At 48.4% G+C, this 18,706-nt stretch carries 14 protein-coding genes and 1 riboswitch; of the genes, 6 read left to right on the forward strand and 8 right to left on the reverse strand.

Going from position 1 to position 18,706, the window contains the following annotated elements; translation table 11 throughout:
- The first annotated feature begins 41 nt into the window (after positions 1–41).
- Positions 42–620: a YdeI/OmpD-associated family protein gene (locus ACX1C1_RS07460; protein ID WP_458956476.1), complete on the forward strand. Its 579-nt coding sequence runs from the start codon at positions 42–44 to the stop codon at positions 618–620.
- Between the two features lie 117 nt (positions 621–737).
- On the opposite strand, the gene ACX1C1_RS07465 is transcribed toward ACX1C1_RS07460, so the two are convergent.
- The 5 genes from ACX1C1_RS07465 to kdpF all read right to left on the reverse strand — a co-directional run bounded on the left by ACX1C1_RS07465 (position 738) and on the right by kdpF (position 7,572).
- Positions 738–3,065, reverse strand: coding sequence for a histidine kinase (locus ACX1C1_RS07465; RefSeq protein ID WP_458957622.1), 2,328 nt, complete (start codon positions 3,063–3,065; stop codon positions 738–740).
- 67 nt (positions 3,066–3,132) lie between these two features.
- Positions 3,133–3,705 carry a potassium-transporting ATPase subunit KdpC gene (gene kdpC, locus ACX1C1_RS07470; RefSeq protein WP_458956477.1) on the reverse strand — a complete coding sequence of 191 codons (573 nt, stop codon included), beginning with the start codon at positions 3,703–3,705 and terminating at the stop codon, positions 3,133–3,135.
- 30 nt (positions 3,706–3,735) lie between these two features.
- Entirely contained in the window at positions 3,736–5,766 is a 2,031-nt protein-coding gene (kdpB, locus tag ACX1C1_RS07475; RefSeq protein ID WP_458956478.1) for a potassium-transporting ATPase subunit KdpB, read from the reverse strand.
- 23 nt (positions 5,767–5,789) lie between these two features.
- On the reverse strand, positions 5,790–7,460 hold the full coding sequence (gene kdpA / locus ACX1C1_RS07480) for a potassium-transporting ATPase subunit KdpA (RefSeq protein WP_458956479.1): 1,671 nt from the start codon (positions 7,458–7,460) through the stop codon (positions 5,790–5,792).
- Between the two features lie 31 nt (positions 7,461–7,491).
- Positions 7,492–7,572, reverse strand: a complete 81-nt coding sequence (gene kdpF, locus ACX1C1_RS07485; protein WP_458957623.1) for a K(+)-transporting ATPase subunit F — start codon at positions 7,570–7,572, stop codon at positions 7,492–7,494.
- A 317-nt stretch (positions 7,573–7,889) separates the two neighbouring features.
- Positions 7,890–8,088: riboswitch (cyclic di-AMP (ydaO/yuaA leader) on the reverse strand.
- A gap of 406 nt (positions 8,089–8,494) precedes the next feature.
- On the opposite strand from kdpF, the gene ACX1C1_RS07490 reads away from it, so the two are divergent.
- The 3 genes from ACX1C1_RS07490 to ACX1C1_RS07500 are packed head-to-tail and all read left to right on the forward strand — an operon-like array spanning position 8,495 to position 11,390.
- Positions 8,495–9,970: an ATP-binding protein gene (locus ACX1C1_RS07490; RefSeq protein WP_458957624.1), complete on the forward strand. Its 1,476-nt coding sequence runs from the start codon at positions 8,495–8,497 to the stop codon at positions 9,968–9,970.
- 30 nt (positions 9,971–10,000) lie between these two features.
- A complete protein-coding gene (locus ACX1C1_RS07495; RefSeq protein ID WP_458956480.1) occupies positions 10,001–10,705 on the forward strand; it encodes a response regulator in 705 nt (234 codons plus the stop codon).
- Positions 10,706–10,730: 25 nt separating this feature from the next.
- Positions 10,731–11,390, forward strand: a complete 660-nt coding sequence (locus ACX1C1_RS07500; protein ID WP_458956481.1) for a universal stress protein — start codon at positions 10,731–10,733, stop codon at positions 11,388–11,390.
- Here the strand turns inward: ACX1C1_RS07500 and ACX1C1_RS07505 are convergent.
- From ACX1C1_RS07505 to ACX1C1_RS07515, 3 genes are all read right to left on the reverse strand, one after another.
- Positions 11,387–12,250 (reverse strand): AraC family transcriptional regulator, encoded by an 864-nt coding sequence (locus ACX1C1_RS07505; RefSeq protein ID WP_458956482.1) that lies wholly within the window; start codon positions 12,248–12,250, stop codon positions 11,387–11,389. The two genes, ACX1C1_RS07500 and ACX1C1_RS07505, sit on opposite strands and share 4 nt — an antisense overlap.
- 60 nt (positions 12,251–12,310) lie before the next feature.
- Positions 12,311–13,021, reverse strand: a complete 711-nt coding sequence (locus ACX1C1_RS07510; protein WP_458956483.1) for a MerR family transcriptional regulator — start codon at positions 13,019–13,021, stop codon at positions 12,311–12,313.
- Between the two features lie 267 nt (positions 13,022–13,288).
- Positions 13,289–14,530, reverse strand: a complete 1,242-nt coding sequence (locus ACX1C1_RS07515; RefSeq protein ID WP_458956484.1) for a helix-turn-helix transcriptional regulator — start codon at positions 14,528–14,530, stop codon at positions 13,289–13,291.
- 137 nt (positions 14,531–14,667) lie between these two features.
- Here ACX1C1_RS07515 and ACX1C1_RS07520 point away from each other — a divergent pair, with 137 nt between their 5' ends.
- Positions 14,668–17,016, forward strand: coding sequence for a glycoside hydrolase family 2 protein (locus ACX1C1_RS07520; protein ID WP_458956485.1), 2,349 nt, complete (start codon positions 14,668–14,670; stop codon positions 17,014–17,016).
- Positions 17,017–17,135: 119 nt separating this feature from the next.
- Positions 17,136–18,560 (forward strand): MFS transporter, encoded by a 1,425-nt coding sequence (locus tag ACX1C1_RS07525; RefSeq protein WP_458956486.1) that lies wholly within the window; start codon positions 17,136–17,138, stop codon positions 18,558–18,560.
- Positions 18,561–18,706 lie beyond the last annotated feature (146 nt).

Raw genomic sequence — 18,706 nt, forward strand, 5'->3', positions numbered from 1 at the left:
AAGAGTGGTTAATACAGGGAGTAGGGAAGGGGAGAGCTTAGATGGAAATGGAAACGCCTAATCCGGATCTATACATTGACTTTACCAACGCCGCTGAATGGGAACGGTGGCTCGCAAGTCACCATGACCAGCGGGAAGAAGCATGGCTTAGAATCGCCAAGAAGGAATCGGGTGCAACCTCGGTCACCATCCCGGAGGCGCTGGATGTAGCACTCTGTTTTGGATGGATCGATAGTCACCGTAAAGGCTTAAATGAGTCCTATTACTTGCAACGGTATTCGCCGAGACGCCCCAAGAGTCCCTGGTCCATGGTGAATGTACGCAAAGCGGGGCAACTCATGGAGACCGGACGCATGAAAGCGCCCGGTTACGCAGAGATTCAGCGCGCGCAGGAAGATGGTCGATGGGAAGCAGCCTATGAATCACAGAGAAACGTTACGATTCCGCAGGATTTCGTCGCTGTGCTTGAGCAGCATGAGCAGGCCAAACAAACGTTCAGCCAGCTCGATAAAACCTCGCAATATGCCCTATTATTACCGTTTCTGAAGGCGACATCACCCAAGAGCAAGGCAACTCAATTACAGAAAGCGATAACCAAGCTGCTGGAAGCCAGTCGCTGAGCTCTATATGGATGATTGAGAGTCAATTTTCCGCTTATATTGCACAGGTGTGTCGCCAAGCACGCGTCTGAAGTCCGTGATGAAATGCTGTTGACTACTATAACCAAGGTCTCAGGATTAACCCACCACAACAGGTCTAAAATCAGCCACAACCAACACATCCAAATGGCGGGCATATCGAAGAATGTCACGAACGACGGCAGTGCCGCTAATCCTTGCTTTCCATACGCTCTTGGAGGACTGGCCGACAATAATCTGGGTGGCGAACAGCTCATTTGCGCTGGCAATCAACGCAGTGGATATTTCTCTGGCGATGCGAGTGTACTGCAGCTCGAACACGCCGCCAAGCCGCTCCGTCATACTGCGTAATGCCTGAATGCGTGCCTCCAAGCATTCGGGCAGCTCATCACCAGCATGGACATAGGTTACGATCCATGCTGCCTTGAGTCGGTACGCGATACGGAAGCCGCGACGAATAAGACGCTCTGCATGGGGACCAGTAGATATGCCTACGAAAATAATCTCCTTTCTTCGCCATGGTCCTCGCAACGAAACATGTCTGTCCCAAGACTCCAGTCGTTCGTCCACGTCGTCTGCAATTTCTCGCAGCGCAAGCTCGCGTAACGCGATCAGATTGCCAATCTTGAAGAAGCCGCTCAGCGCATCGCCGACTTTGTCTGCCGCATAGATGTCGCCGGCGATCATCCGCTCTTGCAACGCTTTGGGGGCTACATCGATTAATTGCACCTCGTCCGACTGACTCAGCATATAGTCTGGCACCGTTTCCCTCACCCGAACGCCGGTAATTTGTTCTACGGCGTCATTCAAGCTCTCCAAGTGCTGTACATTCATCGTTGAGATGACAGAGATACCAGCATCTAGTATGGTTCTTACATCTTCATAACGTTTGCGGTTCATGCTGCCTGGGATATTGGTATGTGCTAACTCATCCACTAAAACGACTTCTGGATTACGCCGGATGATGGAGTCCAAGTCCATCTCTTCAAGTATTGTTCCTTTATATTCTTTGCAGAGACGAGGAATGCTTGTGAGCTGGCCCACCTGAGCCTGAGTTCCTGCTCTGCCGTGTGTTTCGAGCAAACCGATGACGACATCAATGCCCTTGGCAAGAAGATCATTGCCTTCTCGAAGCATGGTGTGTGTTTTGCCAACCCCCGGCGCAGCTCCAATGTAGATTTTCAGCCTGCCTCTTTGCATTTGCCCGATCTTCTCTTCGATTTCAATAGGAGATAACCTGCGATAGGGCTCAATCCGGTTCTCTTGTAATGGCGTATGAGTCGGTAATATGCGTTCCCCTTCGTTGGAGGAACGGTCGGCGACGAAGAGGAGATCGATATTACGAACTCCCTTTAACAATTGATTAGCAACCGAACCCTTCCATAGATCCTGCCATACGCTCTGTCTGGAGTGCCCCATGACAATACGAGTGACGTTGTGTGCAAGAGCCACTTCCATCAGTCGCCGCGGCACATGTCTTCTTGTACGAACCGTCAATTCTTCGAACTCCGCACCGATCTTCTCCGTCAATTGAACGATGGACTCGCGGAAAGCCGATGCTTCCTTTGATAGTGGTTTCTTCGGATTAACGAATGATACAACCCGTAAATCTCCCCCCAGCCGTTTGGCAACCTGCTGCCCTCTGCGCACATAGATCGATCCATTCCAATAATATTGAACAGATACAAGAATGCGTTCCGCCGTTCCGGCTGTGCCGACTAACCCTTGTTCCTCCCGGTGCTTTTCTAACGTTCCGTTCACATCTTCCGCCATTAGTCGCAAGGCAAGCTCACGAAGTTTCGCCAGATTGCCCCGATTCAGCCATTGCGGATTCATGTCCTGCATGCGTCCATCCGACATTCTCTCCAGTATCGTCTCTGGTGTTACGTCGATTAACCGAACCTCATCTGCCATCGATAACGTATGGGCAGGTACAGTGGGAAACACTTCTAGACCCGTCCATTGACGTGCTAACTCCATCGCATCTTCAAGCTCATAGATATTAACCGTTGTAATTACGCTAATCCCTTGATCCAATAGAAATTGAATATCTTCGATCCGTGTAGCAAACTCTGCATGCTCCCGGTTGAGATGTGCTAGCTGGTCAACCAGCACAACCTCTGGATTACGTTCGATAATACCTTGAAGATTAAGATCCTTTTGTTCGTGCTCCCCTTGGTACCAATGAATGCTGGGCACTCTCTCCAAATCGCCTATTTGCTTGAGCGTATCCGGTCTCTGCTTGGTAGAGACAGCGCATATGACCACATCCACGCCCTGCTGCTTCAGCGTACAGCCCTCTTGAAGCATATGATAGGTTTTTCCTGAACCGCTAAAGGCTCCAACATAGATTTTGAGCCTGCCCTTATGCAGCTTCATAATGGATGCTAGCAGTTGCTCCGGGCTTTTCCGCTTGAATGGCTCCAACAACTCTTTCACCCTCCCGACAGCAGGACGCCTCGCTTCATCCAAGATGAAGCGAGGGTGCGCTTGTTTATGAAGCTTTCAATTGTTGCAGCGCAATATTGAGCTGAAGCACGTTGACTGTCGGTTCGCCGAATATTCCCCATTCTCTAGGAGCGATATGTTTCTCGACCAGCGTTTCCAGCTCAGCCACAGACAGACCTGTTTCGCTGCTAATTCGCGGAATTTGCACTTTCGCTGCGTCTGGACTAATATGCGGATCCAGCCCAGATCCGGAGTTACTAATGAGATCAATAGGTACATCTGCGATTGGAACCGCAGGGTTATTTGCCCCCCAGTCCTCTGCGGACTGCTGCATTCGGGCAAGCATATCAGGGTTCGAAGGTGCATAGTTCGGAGTGCCGGAGCCAGCCGCTTGATAGTCGATGCTCGAGATCCGACCATGGAACCATCCGGCATCCGTAAACGTTTGCCCGATGAGCTTCGAACCTACGATTTGTCCGTTCTCGTTATAAATTAAGCTGCCGTCTGCCTGATCTGGCATGAGAACCTGAGCAATGCCGTTTATCGCCAAGTTGTAAATGAGACCGCAAAGAACCATAAAAACGATGCTAATCCGTAGGCTGTTTATTATTATTTTCATATGAGGATTCTCCTTAACTCGATGTTATAGCTATACCCAATATTGCACGATAAGGTCGATGAGTTTGATCCCGACGAATGGCACAACAATGCCGCCTGCTCCATACACAATCAGGTTCCGTTGCAGAAGCTTCGCCGAAGGGAGCGGCTTGTAAGCGACACCTTTCATAGCTAGCGGAATCAATAATGGAATAATGATAGCGTTAAAGATGAGAGCCGATAAGATCGCCGACATGGGAGAGCTCAGCTTCATAATATTAAGGGCATCCATCTGCGGAATTGCAATCATGAACATCGCCGGGATAATGGCAAAATATTTGGCAATATCATTCGCAATACTAAACGTTGTCAGCGCCCCGCGTGTCATTAACAGCTGTTTGCCAATGGCTACAACCTCGATAATCTTGGAAGGGTCCGAATCCAGATCAATCATATTGGCAGCTTCCTTGGCGGCTGCAGTTCCGCTGTTCATTGCGATGCCGACATCTGCTTGCGCCAATGCTGGCGCATCGTTGGTACCGTCCCCAGTCATAGCTACCAATTTACCTTGCGCTTGTTCATGGCGAATGACTGCAATTTTATCTTCTGGCTTGCTCTCCGCGATGTAATCATCTACACCTGCTTCTCTAGCGATTGTTGCAGCCGTAAGCGGGTTGTCTCCTGTACACATCACCGTCTTGATGCCCATTTGCCGCATTTGCTCGAAACGTTCGCGCATCCCCGGTTTGACCGTGTCCTTCAAATAGATGATGCCATAGATCGTATTGTCCACGGCGACAGCCAGCGGCGTTCCTCCTGCCGTAGCTACTTTGTCGCTCCGAGCGTCCAGATCCTTGGGCACAATACCGCCTTGCTCCAATACCCATTTCTTAATCGCGTCCACCGAACCTTTTCTCACCTTGCGACCATCGCTAAGATCGATTCCGCTCATCCGAGTTTCGGCTCTAAATTCGACCCATTCCCCATTACTTGCAATGGCTTCTTCGTATTTCCATCCCAGCTTCTTCATTAATTCCAGCACAGAGCGGCCTTCCGGTGTTTCATCCTTAATGGAGCTAATGGCGGCCCATTCCCCTACACGTTGCTCCGATAGTCCGCCAACCGGTATAAATTCGCTAGCCATACGGTTTCCGTATGTAATTGTCCCTGTTTTGTCCAAAATAATGGTGTTAATGTCACCAGCGGCTTCAACCGCTTTGCCAGACATCGCAAGAACGTTGAATTGAGTGACCCGATCCATCCCCGCAATGCCGATGGCGGACAGCAGTCCCCCGATTGTTGTAGGGATTAGACAGACCAGCAAAGCAATCAGCATCGGTATTTCAAGCTCAATGTCGAGGTATGTTCCGTAGAAAGGAAGCGTGACGACGACAACCAGAAAGATGAGTGTCAGACTCGTTAATACCGTGTTCAAAGCAATCTCATTCGGCGTTTTTTGTCTCTTGGCGCCTTCAACGAGCGATATCATGCGATCCAGGAAGGATTCTCCGGGCTCACTTGTCATGCGCACTTTGATTTGATCGCTTAGCACGCGAGTTCCACCCGTCACCGAGCAGAAATCGCCGCCTGCTTCTTTAATAACAGGTGCAGATTCGCCCGTAATGGCTGACTCGTCGACAGATGCAAGTCCTTCAATCACTTCCCCATCGCCAGGAATCCATTGCCCTTGGGCAACAAGCACGATATCTCCTTTGCGAAGCTCGGTAGAAGGTACTTGCTTGATCGAGGAGCCCATCAGTTTGTTCGCGATCATTTCTTTTTTGGATTTTTTGAGCGAGTCTGCTTGCGCTTTACCTCTGCCCTCTGCTAAAGCTTCTGCAAAGTTAGCGAATAATACCGTCAATAGCAGGATGACAGCGACTGTAGCATTGAACCATACGGGAGTTGCACCCCCGAATGCATCAGGCACGAAAACGAACAACAACGTAATGATAAATCCAATTTCCACGACGAACATGATCGGGTTACGAATCATAACTCGTGGATCTAATTTGAGAATAGACGACTTCAATGCCTGTTTCACGATAGGTCCGCTTAAGGCTGATTTAGTTGGTTGACTCATGGTATACTCCTCTCCAGTAACGGCTATGGCGCCAAAGTTAGTTGCTCGGCAATGGGCCCGAGTACAAGGCTCGGGAAGAAGGTCAGTGCGCCAACAATAAGCACGGCTCCCAAGAATACGACTGCGAATAAGGCAGTGTCCGTGCGGAAGGTGCCAATCGATTCGGGTACCGTCTTCTTCGCTGCAAGCGAACCCGCCACGGCAAGTAGAGTCACGATCGAGAAGTAACGACCTATAAACATGACTAGGCCAGTCGATATATTCCAGTAGGTTGTATTGTCCCCTAGTCCTTCGAATCCGGAACCGTTATTGCCGGCTGATGATGTGTATTCGTACATGGCTTGCGTAAGACCGTGGAAGCCGGCGTTCGAGATCGTCTCCGGATAATAGAACAAGGCGATTGCCGTCGGTATCAAAATGATGAACGGAGGAACCAGCATCGTCAGCGCGATCAGCTTCATTTCCTTCCCTTCAATCTTCTTGCCAAGATATTCTGGCGTTCTGCCTACCATTAATCCGGACAAAAATACGCCAATCATTGCGTATATCAGCACGTTCATAAATCCGGCACCTACACCACCGAAGATGGTATTCAGCATCATGTTCGCGATGGTTACCAATCCAGCGATCGGCGTCAACGTATCATGCATCGTATTAACTGCCCCCGTCTCGGAGGCTGTAGTGACAACCGAATATAAGACGGATTGCTCGATACCAAACCGTGTCTCTTTGCCTTCCATGCTGCCGTGATCCTGATCGATGCCAAGCGCGCTTATGGCGGAGTTGCCTGCTTGCTCTGCGCCGAGAGAGATCCCTAACATCATAATGAACAATGTGGTCATGGCGACGAATAGTACCCGTCCTTGCTTGGGGTTGCCCACCATCTTCCCATACGTGTACGGCAACGCCGTGCATAATAACATCATCAATATTATCTGCAGCGTGTTACTTATTGCGCCGGGATTCTCGAATGGATGCGCTGAGTTGACGCCCATAAATCCGCCGCCGTTGTTGCCGAGCTCCTTAATGGAGAGGAACGAAGCCATCGGTCCGCGCGCAATCGTCTGTTCTTCGCCTTGCAGCGTCTGAGCAACTGCCGCAGGTTCCAGCGTTTGAGGAACGCCAAGTGCTGCAAAGAGTAGAGCGGCCACAATCGCAATGGGCAATAATACACGAACAATGGAACGCGTCAGGTCCACGAAGAAATTGCCCATTGGCTTGCCTGCGAGTCCTCGCATAAAGGCGATAACAACGGATAACGCAGTTGCCGGAGCCGTGAACATCATAAATACGATAGCGACCATCTGAGACAAATACGATAGACCGCTCTCCCCGCTATAATGCTGCAGGTTCGTATTGGTCATAAAGCTGATCGCCGTATTAAACGCAAGCGTAGGCTCCATGTTTGGAATATGGCTGGGGTTAAGCGGCAGATAGGCTTGCATTCGGAAAATCATATAAACCAGCAAGATCATAACTCCGTTGCTGAGGATGACGGTTGCGGCATACTTTTTCCATAATTGGTTGGTAAGGGATAGACCTCCCAAGCGGTAAATCAATCTTTCTATTGGACCGAACCATTTGTCCAGAACAGTCGTTTCCGAATGGAATACCTTAGCCAAATATAAGCCTGTTGGTCTGGCCAACAAGAAAACTATTATTAAAGTGATGAAGATCGCGATCAAAGCTAACATTGTTGCATACTCCTTCCCGCTAGCGGCAGCTCTAGAATTTTTCTGGATTCAACAGCACATACGTCAAATATACGAAAACAACGACGACCACCACGCCGAGTGCGAGCATCATTGCGGCTCACTTCCTTCCGAAGCAACACTTCCGCACCACGCTAACAGTCCTAACATGCCTGCTAGTGAGACGGTTAAGATCCCAATCATGACAATATCCATTTACGTTCCTCCCTATATCAAAAATGAAACATCCCCGCCGTTGGAATACAGAACGTGCCCGCAGCTGTGGACGGCGAAACCAAAATAATTTCCTCTTGAATGGACATGCTGCGCCTCACACCCCTTTATTTGGGCAACAAAAAAAGAAGCTGCACGAAGAGGAACCTTCATCAGCTTCTTAGGCACAGGGAAAGAACCGTGTCTAATCACGACAAATTGTTGCCTCTATAGACGCTTACGAGGTTAGCTGTCGGATTCGGGCGTTAGAGTCGCCCTACATGCCGGATACGTTCATTTCCGGTCACGATTCACCCCAAATCCACATTAGACATACATGCGGATTGTATATGGGTCCCCCGTTCTCAGGTGCCACTTCTCTTGGGAAGTGGCCTACTAGATTCAGCGATTGTTCGCCCGTACATGATTCGGGCTATATCAACTTGACGTCATCATCCTTTCCTTGGATTCGAAGGAATGTTTACTTACCAGCAATTCAGCGCTGAACGGAGTACGTGAATCCATTCATGGCAACATGTTACTCCCCCTCGTAAAAGCTGTAAAGCAAAGCAAACGTCAAATTAGATGGTCTACGTTTTGCTAAGTTCGAACACTCCATATAGCAACGTATTATCGCTCGTTTCCTATCGTTTGCTCTCATTATCGATGGATTATAAACATTTTTATGTAATTTTTACACCTGCAGCGTGTTTCATTATTCGTTATTATTAAGTAATCTAGGAGAAGAACAACAAGCGTAACTACGAAGGAAGTGATTCCAGATCGTTCAGTCTCTTGTAAGGCGGATTGCATTATCGCCATATATAAGCACCACCTTGTTCATTACAATTATGACTTTGTTATTAGTACCCGTTGGTCGCTTATTCGACCTGGCAAACGTAGCGTTACTTTATTTGTTGCCAGTGCTCTTTAACGCGGTATACCTAGGGCTACGGCCCGCCATTTACGCCTCGTTTCTCGGTGTGTTTGCCTTTGATGTTTTTTTCGTGCCGCCTGTCTTAAGCTTAACGGTTGCTGACTTAAAATATTTCATTACCTTTGGTGTTTACTTAGTTGTCGCCGCATTAACAGCAGGACTTGCCACAAGGCTGAAGCTGCAGGCTCAGTATGCCAAGTCCAAGGAAGCCCAGACCGCTGCCTTATACGCATTCAGCAGAGAAATGATATCGGTATCCAATATCCATGATTTGTCGGAGCGATTGTTGTCGCAGCTACCAAGGAAGTTTGGGCTGCAAGCTACGATGTATGTGGAGGAGGAGACCGGTACGCTGGGACTCTCTGGCCATACAAGGGGAATCGACGATAACCACAAACGGGAATTGGCATCAATTGGTATCGATTACATGTATAAACGCGCTGAAGGTGATGGTTCAGAGTGTTTGATGCTTGGTCAACATTTGGTATATCTGGCATGGCTGCATGCCGATCATCGCAAATATGGCCTCCTTGTTTGTTACTCCGAATCGGCAACTGCACAAGCTACACAAGCATCGGACGAGATACAGCAAGTGATTAGAACATTGGCGGGTATTACAGCCAATACCATCGCGCGTATTAAACTTGCCGAAGAAGCCAAGATTGCTCTTGTATCGGCTGAGTCCGAACGGATGCGTACCACGATTCTTAACTCAGTCTCGCATGAGCTGCGGACGCCTCTGGCGGCGGTTATCGGTTCTGCCACAAGCCTTTTGGAGAACGACCATCTATTCACTCCATCCGATCGCGTGGAGCTCCTCGAGACGATTCGGGACGGCTCCCTTCGAATGAACCGATTGGTCAACAATTTGTTAAACATGGTAAAGCTGGAAAGCGGTATGTTGTATTTCCGGAAGAGCTGGTGCGATCTCGAAGATGTTATTAACGCAGCCGTGGGCCAGGCCCGCGATTATCAGCAGCAGCGCAAGATTAGAGTCGTTCTTCACCATGAGGAGCCCGTTGTAGTGCCTGGAGATGAAGTTCTGTTAGAGCAAGCATTAGTGAACATCGTAAGCAACGCCATCAAATATAGCCCTGATTACAGCGAGATCGTTATCACGATGACGGCATCAGCCGGTCAAGCGGTCATGACCATCTCCGATGAGGGGATTGGGATCAAAGAAGCGGAAAGTGAATTGATCTTTGAGAAGTTCTACCGTGCCGACGCCACCAAACATATAACCGGAACGGGCCTTGGATTGGCCATTTGCAAAGGTATTATCGAGCTGCACGAGGGGACGATTGCGGTTCGCGCTAACGAGCAGAGAGGAACTGTGTTTACCGTCTCACTTCCAATGGTTTAACGAAATACGCGTCTAAGGAGGCCTACATTCATGCAAACGAACACACAAGGAGCCCGGCTGTTGATCGTGGATGATGAGCCGCAAATCCGCAAGCTCTTGAAGGTTACGTTGCAGGCACATGACTATATCATCGAAGAGGCGTCTACGGGCGAAGATGCACTCAAGCAAGTCGCTGCCGTCATGCCTGACTTAATCGTGCTCGATCTTGGATTGCCTGATATGTCGGGGATCGAAGTGTTACGCCGTATCCGCGAATGGTCTAATGCGCCAGTCATTGTCCTTACGGCCAAAGATAGGGAAGCCGACAAGATCGAAGCGCTGGATACGGGCGCCGACGATTATTTGACCAAACCGTTCGGCATGGGCGAATTATTAGCCCGCATTAGGGTTGCGCTCAGGCATGCTGCGCAGAGAGTAACGCAGGATCCCATTGTGCATATTGGGGAATTGACGATGGATCTTTCGCAACATGTGGCAGAGCTGCGAGGAGAACGGCTTAAATTAACGCCGACCGAATACGAGCTGTTGAAGGTGCTGGCCCTTCATGCAGGCAAGGTTGTCCCTCAACGTCAACTGCTGCAGGAAGTATGGGGAGCCGGCTACAATGAATCCGACAGCCATTACTTGCGCGTGTATATAGGTCATCTTCGGAAAAAGCTGGACGAGAACCCCTCTAACTCCAAGTTTATTGTAACGGAGCCGGGTATCGGCTACCGACTTCTTGCTAGCGAATAACATAGCCAACGAAAGGAGATTACTTATGTCCACAGACGAGAAATTAATGGTTTGCGTGAGTTACGGCCCGAATGGAGAGAAGCTTATCGGGAGAGGCGCGGAGCTGGCGAATTTTTTTCGTTGCCCTTTGTATGTACTAAGCGTTATTCCGGTTAAGGAGGATGAGCTTGCTCCCGAGCAAGAGGAGTGGTTGACGCGATGGAGACATCTATGCGAGGAGCGAGGTGCTACCTTGCTGATTAAGACCAGTGGCAGCACCAAGCCGGCTCAAATAATCGCTGAAGCCGCCAAGTCATTGCACATCAGCCAGCTTATTATCGGACAATCTCCTCAATCCCGTTGGCAAGAAATCATGCAAGGCTCCTTCGTCAACGAATTGTTAAACCAAATCGGAGCGATCGATCTACACATTGTTGCCGTAAGCCGACTAGATGAAGACTTGATGAGCAATTACGAACGGGGATATGCCGTAGAGATTACCCATCATGCCGGAAGGTATATGATTAATGCCGAGGATGCCGAAGGGGAGATGGCTGCTAACGGTATGTTCTTCAAAGATCCCAGTACGGACTTTACCAACGGAATGCTGAAGCTTCATCGTAACGGGCAATCACAGTATTACAAAGTGAGACAGGGAGAGGTACTCGATTTTATCCCGCCAGCGACAAGTAACAAGGAGACTTAGGTCCTTTTGAATACAGGCATCCAAATTTCGCTGTACACCTTCTCAGACGTACCGTTGTGATTTGTAAATGAAATGCCGGGTAGGTTCGTCACTTCATACTCTGAAGATGGCAGCCACTCGGCATAAATTTTGGCGTACGTTTCTTGCAGCGTAGCGGGGAACGGCCCTTCATTGGGGAAAATCGCCCATTCGCTCGCTTCAACAGAAAGCTGCTCTAGGTCATCGTATGGGTTTTCTTGCGTAGTAGCGAAGCCAATCATATGCGTCAATTGACCTTTCTCTTCAAGGAAACCATCATCATAATTATAAGAAACATTCAAGACTTGCTGCGGATACAGGTCAGCTAATTCACGCATCTCCGTTCTTTGCTGCTCGGTAATGGACTGGGCCAGCTCTAGTATGGTTTGATTGACACCTTTGAATTGAATCGGCACTCTTTTGGAAACACCAACAATGTTGAATGACGGTTTCTTCTCGATCTTAAACTCCATAGATATTCCTCCTCTGATATCGATATAAAACGTGAATTTGGGAAATGACTTTTGGATTTTGTTCTTCATCACCTCAGAGGGTAAGAATCCACTCCACTCTCGAAATGCTCTTGAAAATCCCTCAATCGATTGAAAGCCATACGCATAGGCAATATCCGTAACCTTAGCCCCGTTGATGAGCGCAACATTGGCAACCGATAATCGCCTGTTTCGGATATACTCATGCAATGACATTCCGGCCATATACGAAAACATTCTTTTGAAGTGATAATCGGAAAGTCCCACAATTTTTGCGATGTCTTCCCCCGAAATCTCTTCCGTCAAATGGGTTTCGATATAGTCCATTAGTTTGTTGAATTGTTGTAACATTCATGTCCCTCCTTCACATCTCTATCGTATCTGAAACAGCCATGATCGACTCGATCTTTTCTATACGGAAGTGATCGGATTGTTCGCGATGGTGTCAAACAACTTCTGAAGATGAGAAACGCCTCGCAACTGCTCGACAAGCGCATAATCAAGGTATTGCAGAGACTTTAGCGCAATTTCTTTTGCCTGCGCAATATTGTTTTTATCCAAATCCGACAACACCTCTCGCACGATATCCAAGGAATAGACCACTCTCTGAATCGTACGAATGATAAGGATTTTACGAAGATCGGCGGGGGTATAGAGTCGGAAGCCACTCTCTTTGTGACGTTCGGATGTAATCAATCCTTCCTTTTCCCAATGCCGAATCGCGGATGGGGAGATGTTGGCCTCCTTTGCTGCCTCTCCGATCGTCAATACTTGTGTTCCCCCGTACGAGGGGAAGTCACTTAGCTCGCGCAAATCAAGCATGTCGACTGTCCTTTGTACAATGAGCTTTTCTGTATGTAGGTTAACCTGAGCTTTATTAATGAGCCACAATACCTCAAGCTTCTCTCCGAGGATGATACGAGGCATGATTTCCTTGACCAGGTCCATTCCGAATCCGGATTTTAAGGCGCGGATACACTCGAAGTATGCTTCATGCTCCGCTGTATAGTTACGATATCCATTTTCTGCTCGTTCAACTTCGGGGATAAGCCCCCATGTTTCATAATGCTTTAATGCGCTTGTGCTGATATTCAGTTTTTTAGCGATTTCGTGACCCTTCATGAGCCTTCAACTCCTTGCAATTCAACCTTCAAGTAGAGGACTGCTTTATTGCATATTACAAGTGCCGAATATTGCAGCGTAAAAATGTTCAAGTAATGGCAAAGAAAAGAGACACTTGCCAGCACCCTATTATCCTCCTATCGTTAGGTTTGCGAGAACTTGACGAAGGAGACTGAAAGGAATGCTGAATATGCCTCGCTAGGAGTATATCAAATTGCTACGGGAATCAGAAGGACTATCCGTGAGCGACATCGCTAGACAAAGGCATCATACCGTTACGTTCTTCGCATATTGCGATGGAGTCATGCCCGTTACCTTCTTGAACACTCTGCCGAAATAATTTAAGTCATTATACCCCGCCATTAGCGCGATCTCCGTAATGGAGATGCTGCCGCTGCGCAGATACAGCTTGGCCTCCTCAATTTTCTTCCGGTTCATAAAGTCGATAAAGCTTTGACCTGTCTCCTGCATAAAGCACCGTGACAAATGAGAGGGATTGACCGGGATAAATTCAGCTACTTCACGAAGTGTGAGCGGCTTCTCCAGATTGAATTGAATGTAGTCAATCGCTTTCCTTACAATGGGTCCGTAGCTGCCGGTGGCGTAGGTACGCACGGCTTCGCAGTATTCCTCTAGAATGGTAGTCCGAAGCGAATTCAGACTTGGCAGGTTCGGAGAGCGCTCAATCATAATCGAGAGCTTCTCAGATATGTGATGGATATATACGGGATGCAGACCGCCTCGCTCTGCTGCGATCCGGCATAATGTATTTAAGGTGAGCAGCAGATTTTTGGCGGAGCGGAGCGGGCTCTCGGGAATACGATCAGGCATATTGAAGATGCTGAAGGTTTTCTTAATCAGCTCTTGCAAGCCATGCAGGTCTCCTTTGGTGATCAAATGCATGAATTGCTTCTCATAGCGATAGCGCATCTCGATAATGGCTTGATTCTCCTCGATTGTTGCTTTGAGCTGCTCCGTATGGATACGCGGCATATCCATCTTGGAGCTAATCTGGACGGATTCAACGATGCTGCTATGTGTGAGTTGTACAAGCAGCTCGCCTAAATGTGCCGCGGTATTACTGCTAACGACAGTCAAGGAGGAATAGAAGGCCTCCAGATGATTACGCTCACCGAGGGGAAGTTTATTCTGCAGCATCATGTGGCTAATGAAGTCGAAGCCTGGTGTCGTGGAGAGGAAAGGACCGACGAGGAAGTACCCGAGCAAGGGGTCGCCTCCTTCAGAAACCGCGGGTTCCCAGAGCGCGACAGCTACATATTCAAGCCCGTACCTATTCTCATAGAAATAATAATGGCGGGAATCATGATGACGGAGCATGGCTTCGATAGCTTCATATTCGTCTTGTATCCGTTGGAAGCTAGAAGGAAGCTTATGGTCGACAAGCTGGTAGAGGGGATGGCCATCCGGAGCAATGAAACGAATGTCCAGCTTTGTAATGCCGTGAACCATATTGCTTATATGATGGAAATTCTCGAATTCCTGATCCATTAGGTGTACAACCTCCTTAAATTAACCTATCCAGTTTTCCATATTAGTATTTCCGAATCGTCATTCATATGCAAAATATGTACGGTTATTATCATATATGTGCGATTAATTGGCAAGTGAAAGCGCTATAATCATTTATGCAAGCGATTTCAAACTTTCGACTCATATGGAGGGAATGTCTAATGAGAAACGTACTGAACATAAATGAAGGTTGGAAATTTCTAAAAGAAAATAGTGAGGCTGCTTCGGCAGCACAATATAACGATTCCACATGGGAAACCGTAAACGTGCCGCACACTTGGAATGCGCTGGACGGCGCAAGCGGGTTTGACTTTTTCAAAGGGGCTTGCTGGTATAGAAGAGAGCTTCAGCTTGGAGCAGCTGCTCTGGCAGGCAGAGTATATATTGAATTTCAGGGTTCGAACAGTATCACCGATGTCTATGTGAACGGTCAACATATGGGACAGCACCGTGGCGGTTATTCGACCTTCCGCTTTGATATTACAGATGCTTTGCAAAGCGCAGGCAGCCATACAATCGCAGTGAAAGTCGATAACACTGTCGTTGATGATGTGTATCCGCAGATGGCCGACTTCACCTTCTTTGGTGGCATCTATCGCGATGTAAGCATCGTGTTGGTGAATGATGTTCACTTTGATTTGATGGATTACGGCTCGCAAGGCGTCTATATCGTGCAGGATCAGGTGACGGATGAACGGGCATCGTTGACGATTAGAGCGAAGCTGGCGAATCAACTGACCGAGGCAAAGAAGGTTCTGGTATGGGCAGATCTGCTCGATGCAGACGGCAGCAAGGTTGCATATGCGGCACTGGATGTTGTATTGGAAGCGGGAGCAAGGGAAACGGTGGAGATACCCGTCCAGTTGAACAATCCAACGCTTTGGAACGGGAAACAGAATCCTTATCTGTACACAGCGAACGTATCCATTGCAAGCTATAACGATACGATTGATCTCGTCTCCATTCCAGTTGGCGTTCGTTACTTCCACGTAGATCCGGAACAAGGCTTCTTCCTTAACGGCAAGCATCTACGGCTCAACGGCGTATCCCGTCATCAGGATCGCAAGGATATGGGCTGGGCGATTACGCCGAGAGAGCAAGAAGAAGACATGGAGCTGATCAAGGAGGTCGGAGCAACCTCGATCAGATTGGCGCATTATCAGCATAACAGCTACTTCTATGATCTGTGTGATCAGGAGGGCATGATTATCTGGGCGGAAATTCCGTTCATCTCGATTATGTCCAAGACGGAGCTGGAAGGCATCAATGCCAAGCAGCAGATGACCGAGCTGATCAGACAGAACTTCAACCATCCATCCATTATGTTCTGGGGCATTCAGAATGAAATCCAAATCGGGGGCGAATCACCTGCACTGAGGAAGCTTGTTTCGGAGTTGAATGAGCTGACGAAGAAGGAAGATCCGACACGCTTGTCCACCATGGCCAATGTTATGTTCGTACCGGACGATGATGATTACAACCATGTAACCGATATTGTCGGTTATAACAAATATTATGGCTGGTACCAAGGCCAGGCAGAGGATTTTGCAGGCTGGATCGACGGTTTCCATGCTACAAATCCGAACGTATCGCTAGGTATCTCCGAATACGGAGCAGAGGGTATTCTGCAGTACCATACCAATGACCCGAAGGTGAAGGATTACACAGAAGAATATCACGCCCTCTACCATGAGATCGTGTGGGGAATCTTCAAGAAACGTCCGTTCCTCTGGTCGACGTATGTATGGAATATGTTCGACTTCGGCGCGAATATCCGCGATGAAGGCGGCGTGAAAGGTCGTAATAACAAAGGCCTGGTTACTTACGATCGCAAAATCAAGAAGGACGCGTTCTATATGTATAAGGCGAACTGGTCTGATGAGCAATTCGTGCATATCACAAGCAAACGATTTATCGATCGCGCTGAGGATCGTATTAGCGTAAAGGTATATTCTAACTGCGGAGCGGTCAAGCTTATTGTCAACGGTGTCGAGCATGGCTCGGTGACAAGTGAGGATCATATCTTCCGATTCGAGAATGTGCAGCTGGGAGAGGGCTGGAATCAAGTTGTCGCTCGTTCAGAAGAGAGCGGTGTAGTGTTTGAAGATACGGCTCACTTCCGGAAGGTGGCTGAGCCTAATGCAAGCTACGAGGCACCGGCGGATAAAGGTGGCATTGTGGAGAATTGGTTCCAAATGCCGGATACAAGCGAAGTGTTGGTAGAGGAACTGATTATTACGGACGATGTCTATTCGACGAAATGTCAGATTGGTGAACTCATGGACAATGAGGAAGCGAATGCGGTTCTGATCAAATATCTGGGTCAATTTACCGAGCATCCTATGATCGCTATGGCCAAAGGCATGAGCATCAATATGATCGCCGAGATGGCGTCCGATATGTTTAATGAAAAGCTGTTGTATATGCTGAACAAAGAATTAACACAGATCAAGAAAACAGCGTAGACAAAAGATGAGCGCAAGCGGCTTTATCTCCATCAGAGTGATGAAGGATAGAGCCGCCGCAGCTCACTGAGAAAGCTCAGGCAAGCCTATATGACAAGTGATCCAAGGAGGGTGTTCAGATGATCCCGGCACAACAGGAAACCAACAAGGCAAGTAAGCCTGAATTAGAAATGAAGAGCGGGGTGCACCGCCCATTCGGCATGCGGGATAAAATTGGCTATATGTTCGGCGATCTGGGGAATGATTTTTTCTTCTTGCTGGTTAGCTCCTTCTTAATGGTATACTACACGGATATTTTTCATATAAGCGCAGGCGCAGTTGGTATCATGTTCTTGATCGCGAGGGTATGGGATGCCGTGGCTGATATGGTATGGGGCAGATTTATTGATTCGAGACCTGCGGGCAAGAATGGCAAATTCCGGCCGTGGATCTTCCGTATGTCGATTCCTTTATCCTTGTCCGGCTTACTTATGTTTGTTCATATTCCAGGGATGTCTAACAATTTCTATCTTGTATACGCTTTCATTACGTACCTTGTATGGGGAACCTTGTACAGCACGGTTAATATTCCTTATGGCTCTATGGCATCGTCTATTACGAGCGACCCTGTTGAGCGAACGACTCTATCAACCTTCCGCACCTTGGGCGGCCTGATTGCAGCTTTGACGATCAACGTTCTGGGCCCGCTTATCTTGTTCGTGGACAATGAAGCAGATTCGAATCGCTTCCTGTTAGGCGCTATTGCATTCTGCCTGCTCTCCCTGACGAGCTACATGGCTTGTTACAAAATGAGTACGGAGCGGAGAACCGATACGTCTGCATCCGAAGCTCCAAAGCTGAATTTTGGCGCGACAATGAAAGCGTTAGGGAAAAACAAGCCGTTAATCTCCATACTCACGGTGTCGTTGTTGTTCATGATGCTGAATATGCTAATGGGTGCAGTCAACGTTTATCTATTTAAGAACTATTTCGGCAATGCTTCAGCGCTTAGCATCGCAGGTCTTATCCAGATGGCCAGCATCATTATCGCCATACCGCTCACGAAACCTTTGGTGAAACGTTTTGGGAAAAAGGAAATCTCAGCTGTCGGTATGCTTCTGGCCTCAGTCGTATATCTCGCCTTGTTCTTCTTGCCGGATGTGTCGGCGATGACGTTCATCATACTGTCCGCACTTGGCATATTTGGTTTCGGCTTCTTCAACATCGTGGTATGGGCATTTGTAACCGATGTGATCGATTACCAAGAGTTTGCAACCGGGCTTCGCGAGGATGGAACCGTCTACTCGTTCTACTCCTTCGCCAGGAAGATTGGCCAAGCTATCGCCGGCGGCATCGGTGGCTTTGCGATTCAGCTTGTGGGCTATGACTCGACAAAGGATGTGCAATCGGCTGACGCTCTACATGGCATCTTCACGCTTGCTACCTTGATCCCAGGAGTCATCTTCATGGTCCTCTTCTTGCTCCTGGTCTTCACTTATCCGATGAACAAGCAGCGCACGCTGCAGCTTGCAATGGATTTGACCAACAAGCGGCTTGGCAAATAAAACAGCCTATAGCAACGCATATAGCAAGCTTATCCATTCCGCATTGGGTGCCAGGCTGCTCATTAGTAGAGACATACGTAAGAAAACCACTGGAAACGGTGGTTTTTTGTGCGTTGGATTGGCGTGTAGTAGCATGGCATGTAGAC

It is taken from the genome of Paenibacillus sp. strain BS8-2 (assembly GCF_054483835.1).

What these genes read in the sequence shown, in the direction of transcription:
- ACX1C1_RS07460 (WP_458956476.1), top strand. Translation starts at nt 42, where the DNA reads ATGGAAATGGAAACGCCTAATCCGGATCTATACATTGACTTTACCAAC.
- kdpC (WP_458956477.1), bottom strand. Translation starts at nt 3,705, where the DNA reads ATGAAAATAATAATAAACAGCCTACGGATTAGCATCGTTTTTATGGTT.
- kdpB (WP_458956478.1), bottom strand. Translation starts at nt 5,766, where the DNA reads ATGAGTCAACCAACTAAATCAGCCTTAAGCGGACCTATCGTGAAACAG.
- kdpA (WP_458956479.1), bottom strand. Translation starts at nt 7,460, where the DNA reads ATGTTAGCTTTGATCGCGATCTTCATCACTTTAATAATAGTTTTCTTG.
- kdpF (WP_458957623.1), bottom strand. Translation starts at nt 7,572, where the DNA reads ATGATGCTCGCACTCGGCGTGGTGGTCGTCGTTGTTTTCGTATATTTG.
- ACX1C1_RS07495 (WP_458956480.1), top strand. Translation starts at nt 10,001, where the DNA reads ATGCAAACGAACACACAAGGAGCCCGGCTGTTGATCGTGGATGATGAG.
- ACX1C1_RS07500 (WP_458956481.1), top strand. Translation starts at nt 10,731, where the DNA reads ATGTCCACAGACGAGAAATTAATGGTTTGCGTGAGTTACGGCCCGAAT.
- ACX1C1_RS07505 (WP_458956482.1), bottom strand. Translation starts at nt 12,250, where the DNA reads ATGTTACAACAATTCAACAAACTAATGGACTATATCGAAACCCATTTG.
- ACX1C1_RS07510 (WP_458956483.1), bottom strand. Translation starts at nt 13,021, where the DNA reads ATGAAGGGTCACGAAATCGCTAAAAAACTGAATATCAGCACAAGCGCA.
- ACX1C1_RS07515 (WP_458956484.1), bottom strand. Translation starts at nt 14,530, where the DNA reads ATGGATCAGGAATTCGAGAATTTCCATCATATAAGCAATATGGTTCAC.
- ACX1C1_RS07520 (WP_458956485.1), top strand. Translation starts at nt 14,668, where the DNA reads ATGCAAGCGATTTCAAACTTTCGACTCATATGGAGGGAATGTCTAATG.
- ACX1C1_RS07525 (WP_458956486.1), top strand. Translation starts at nt 17,136, where the DNA reads ATGATCCCGGCACAACAGGAAACCAACAAGGCAAGTAAGCCTGAATTA.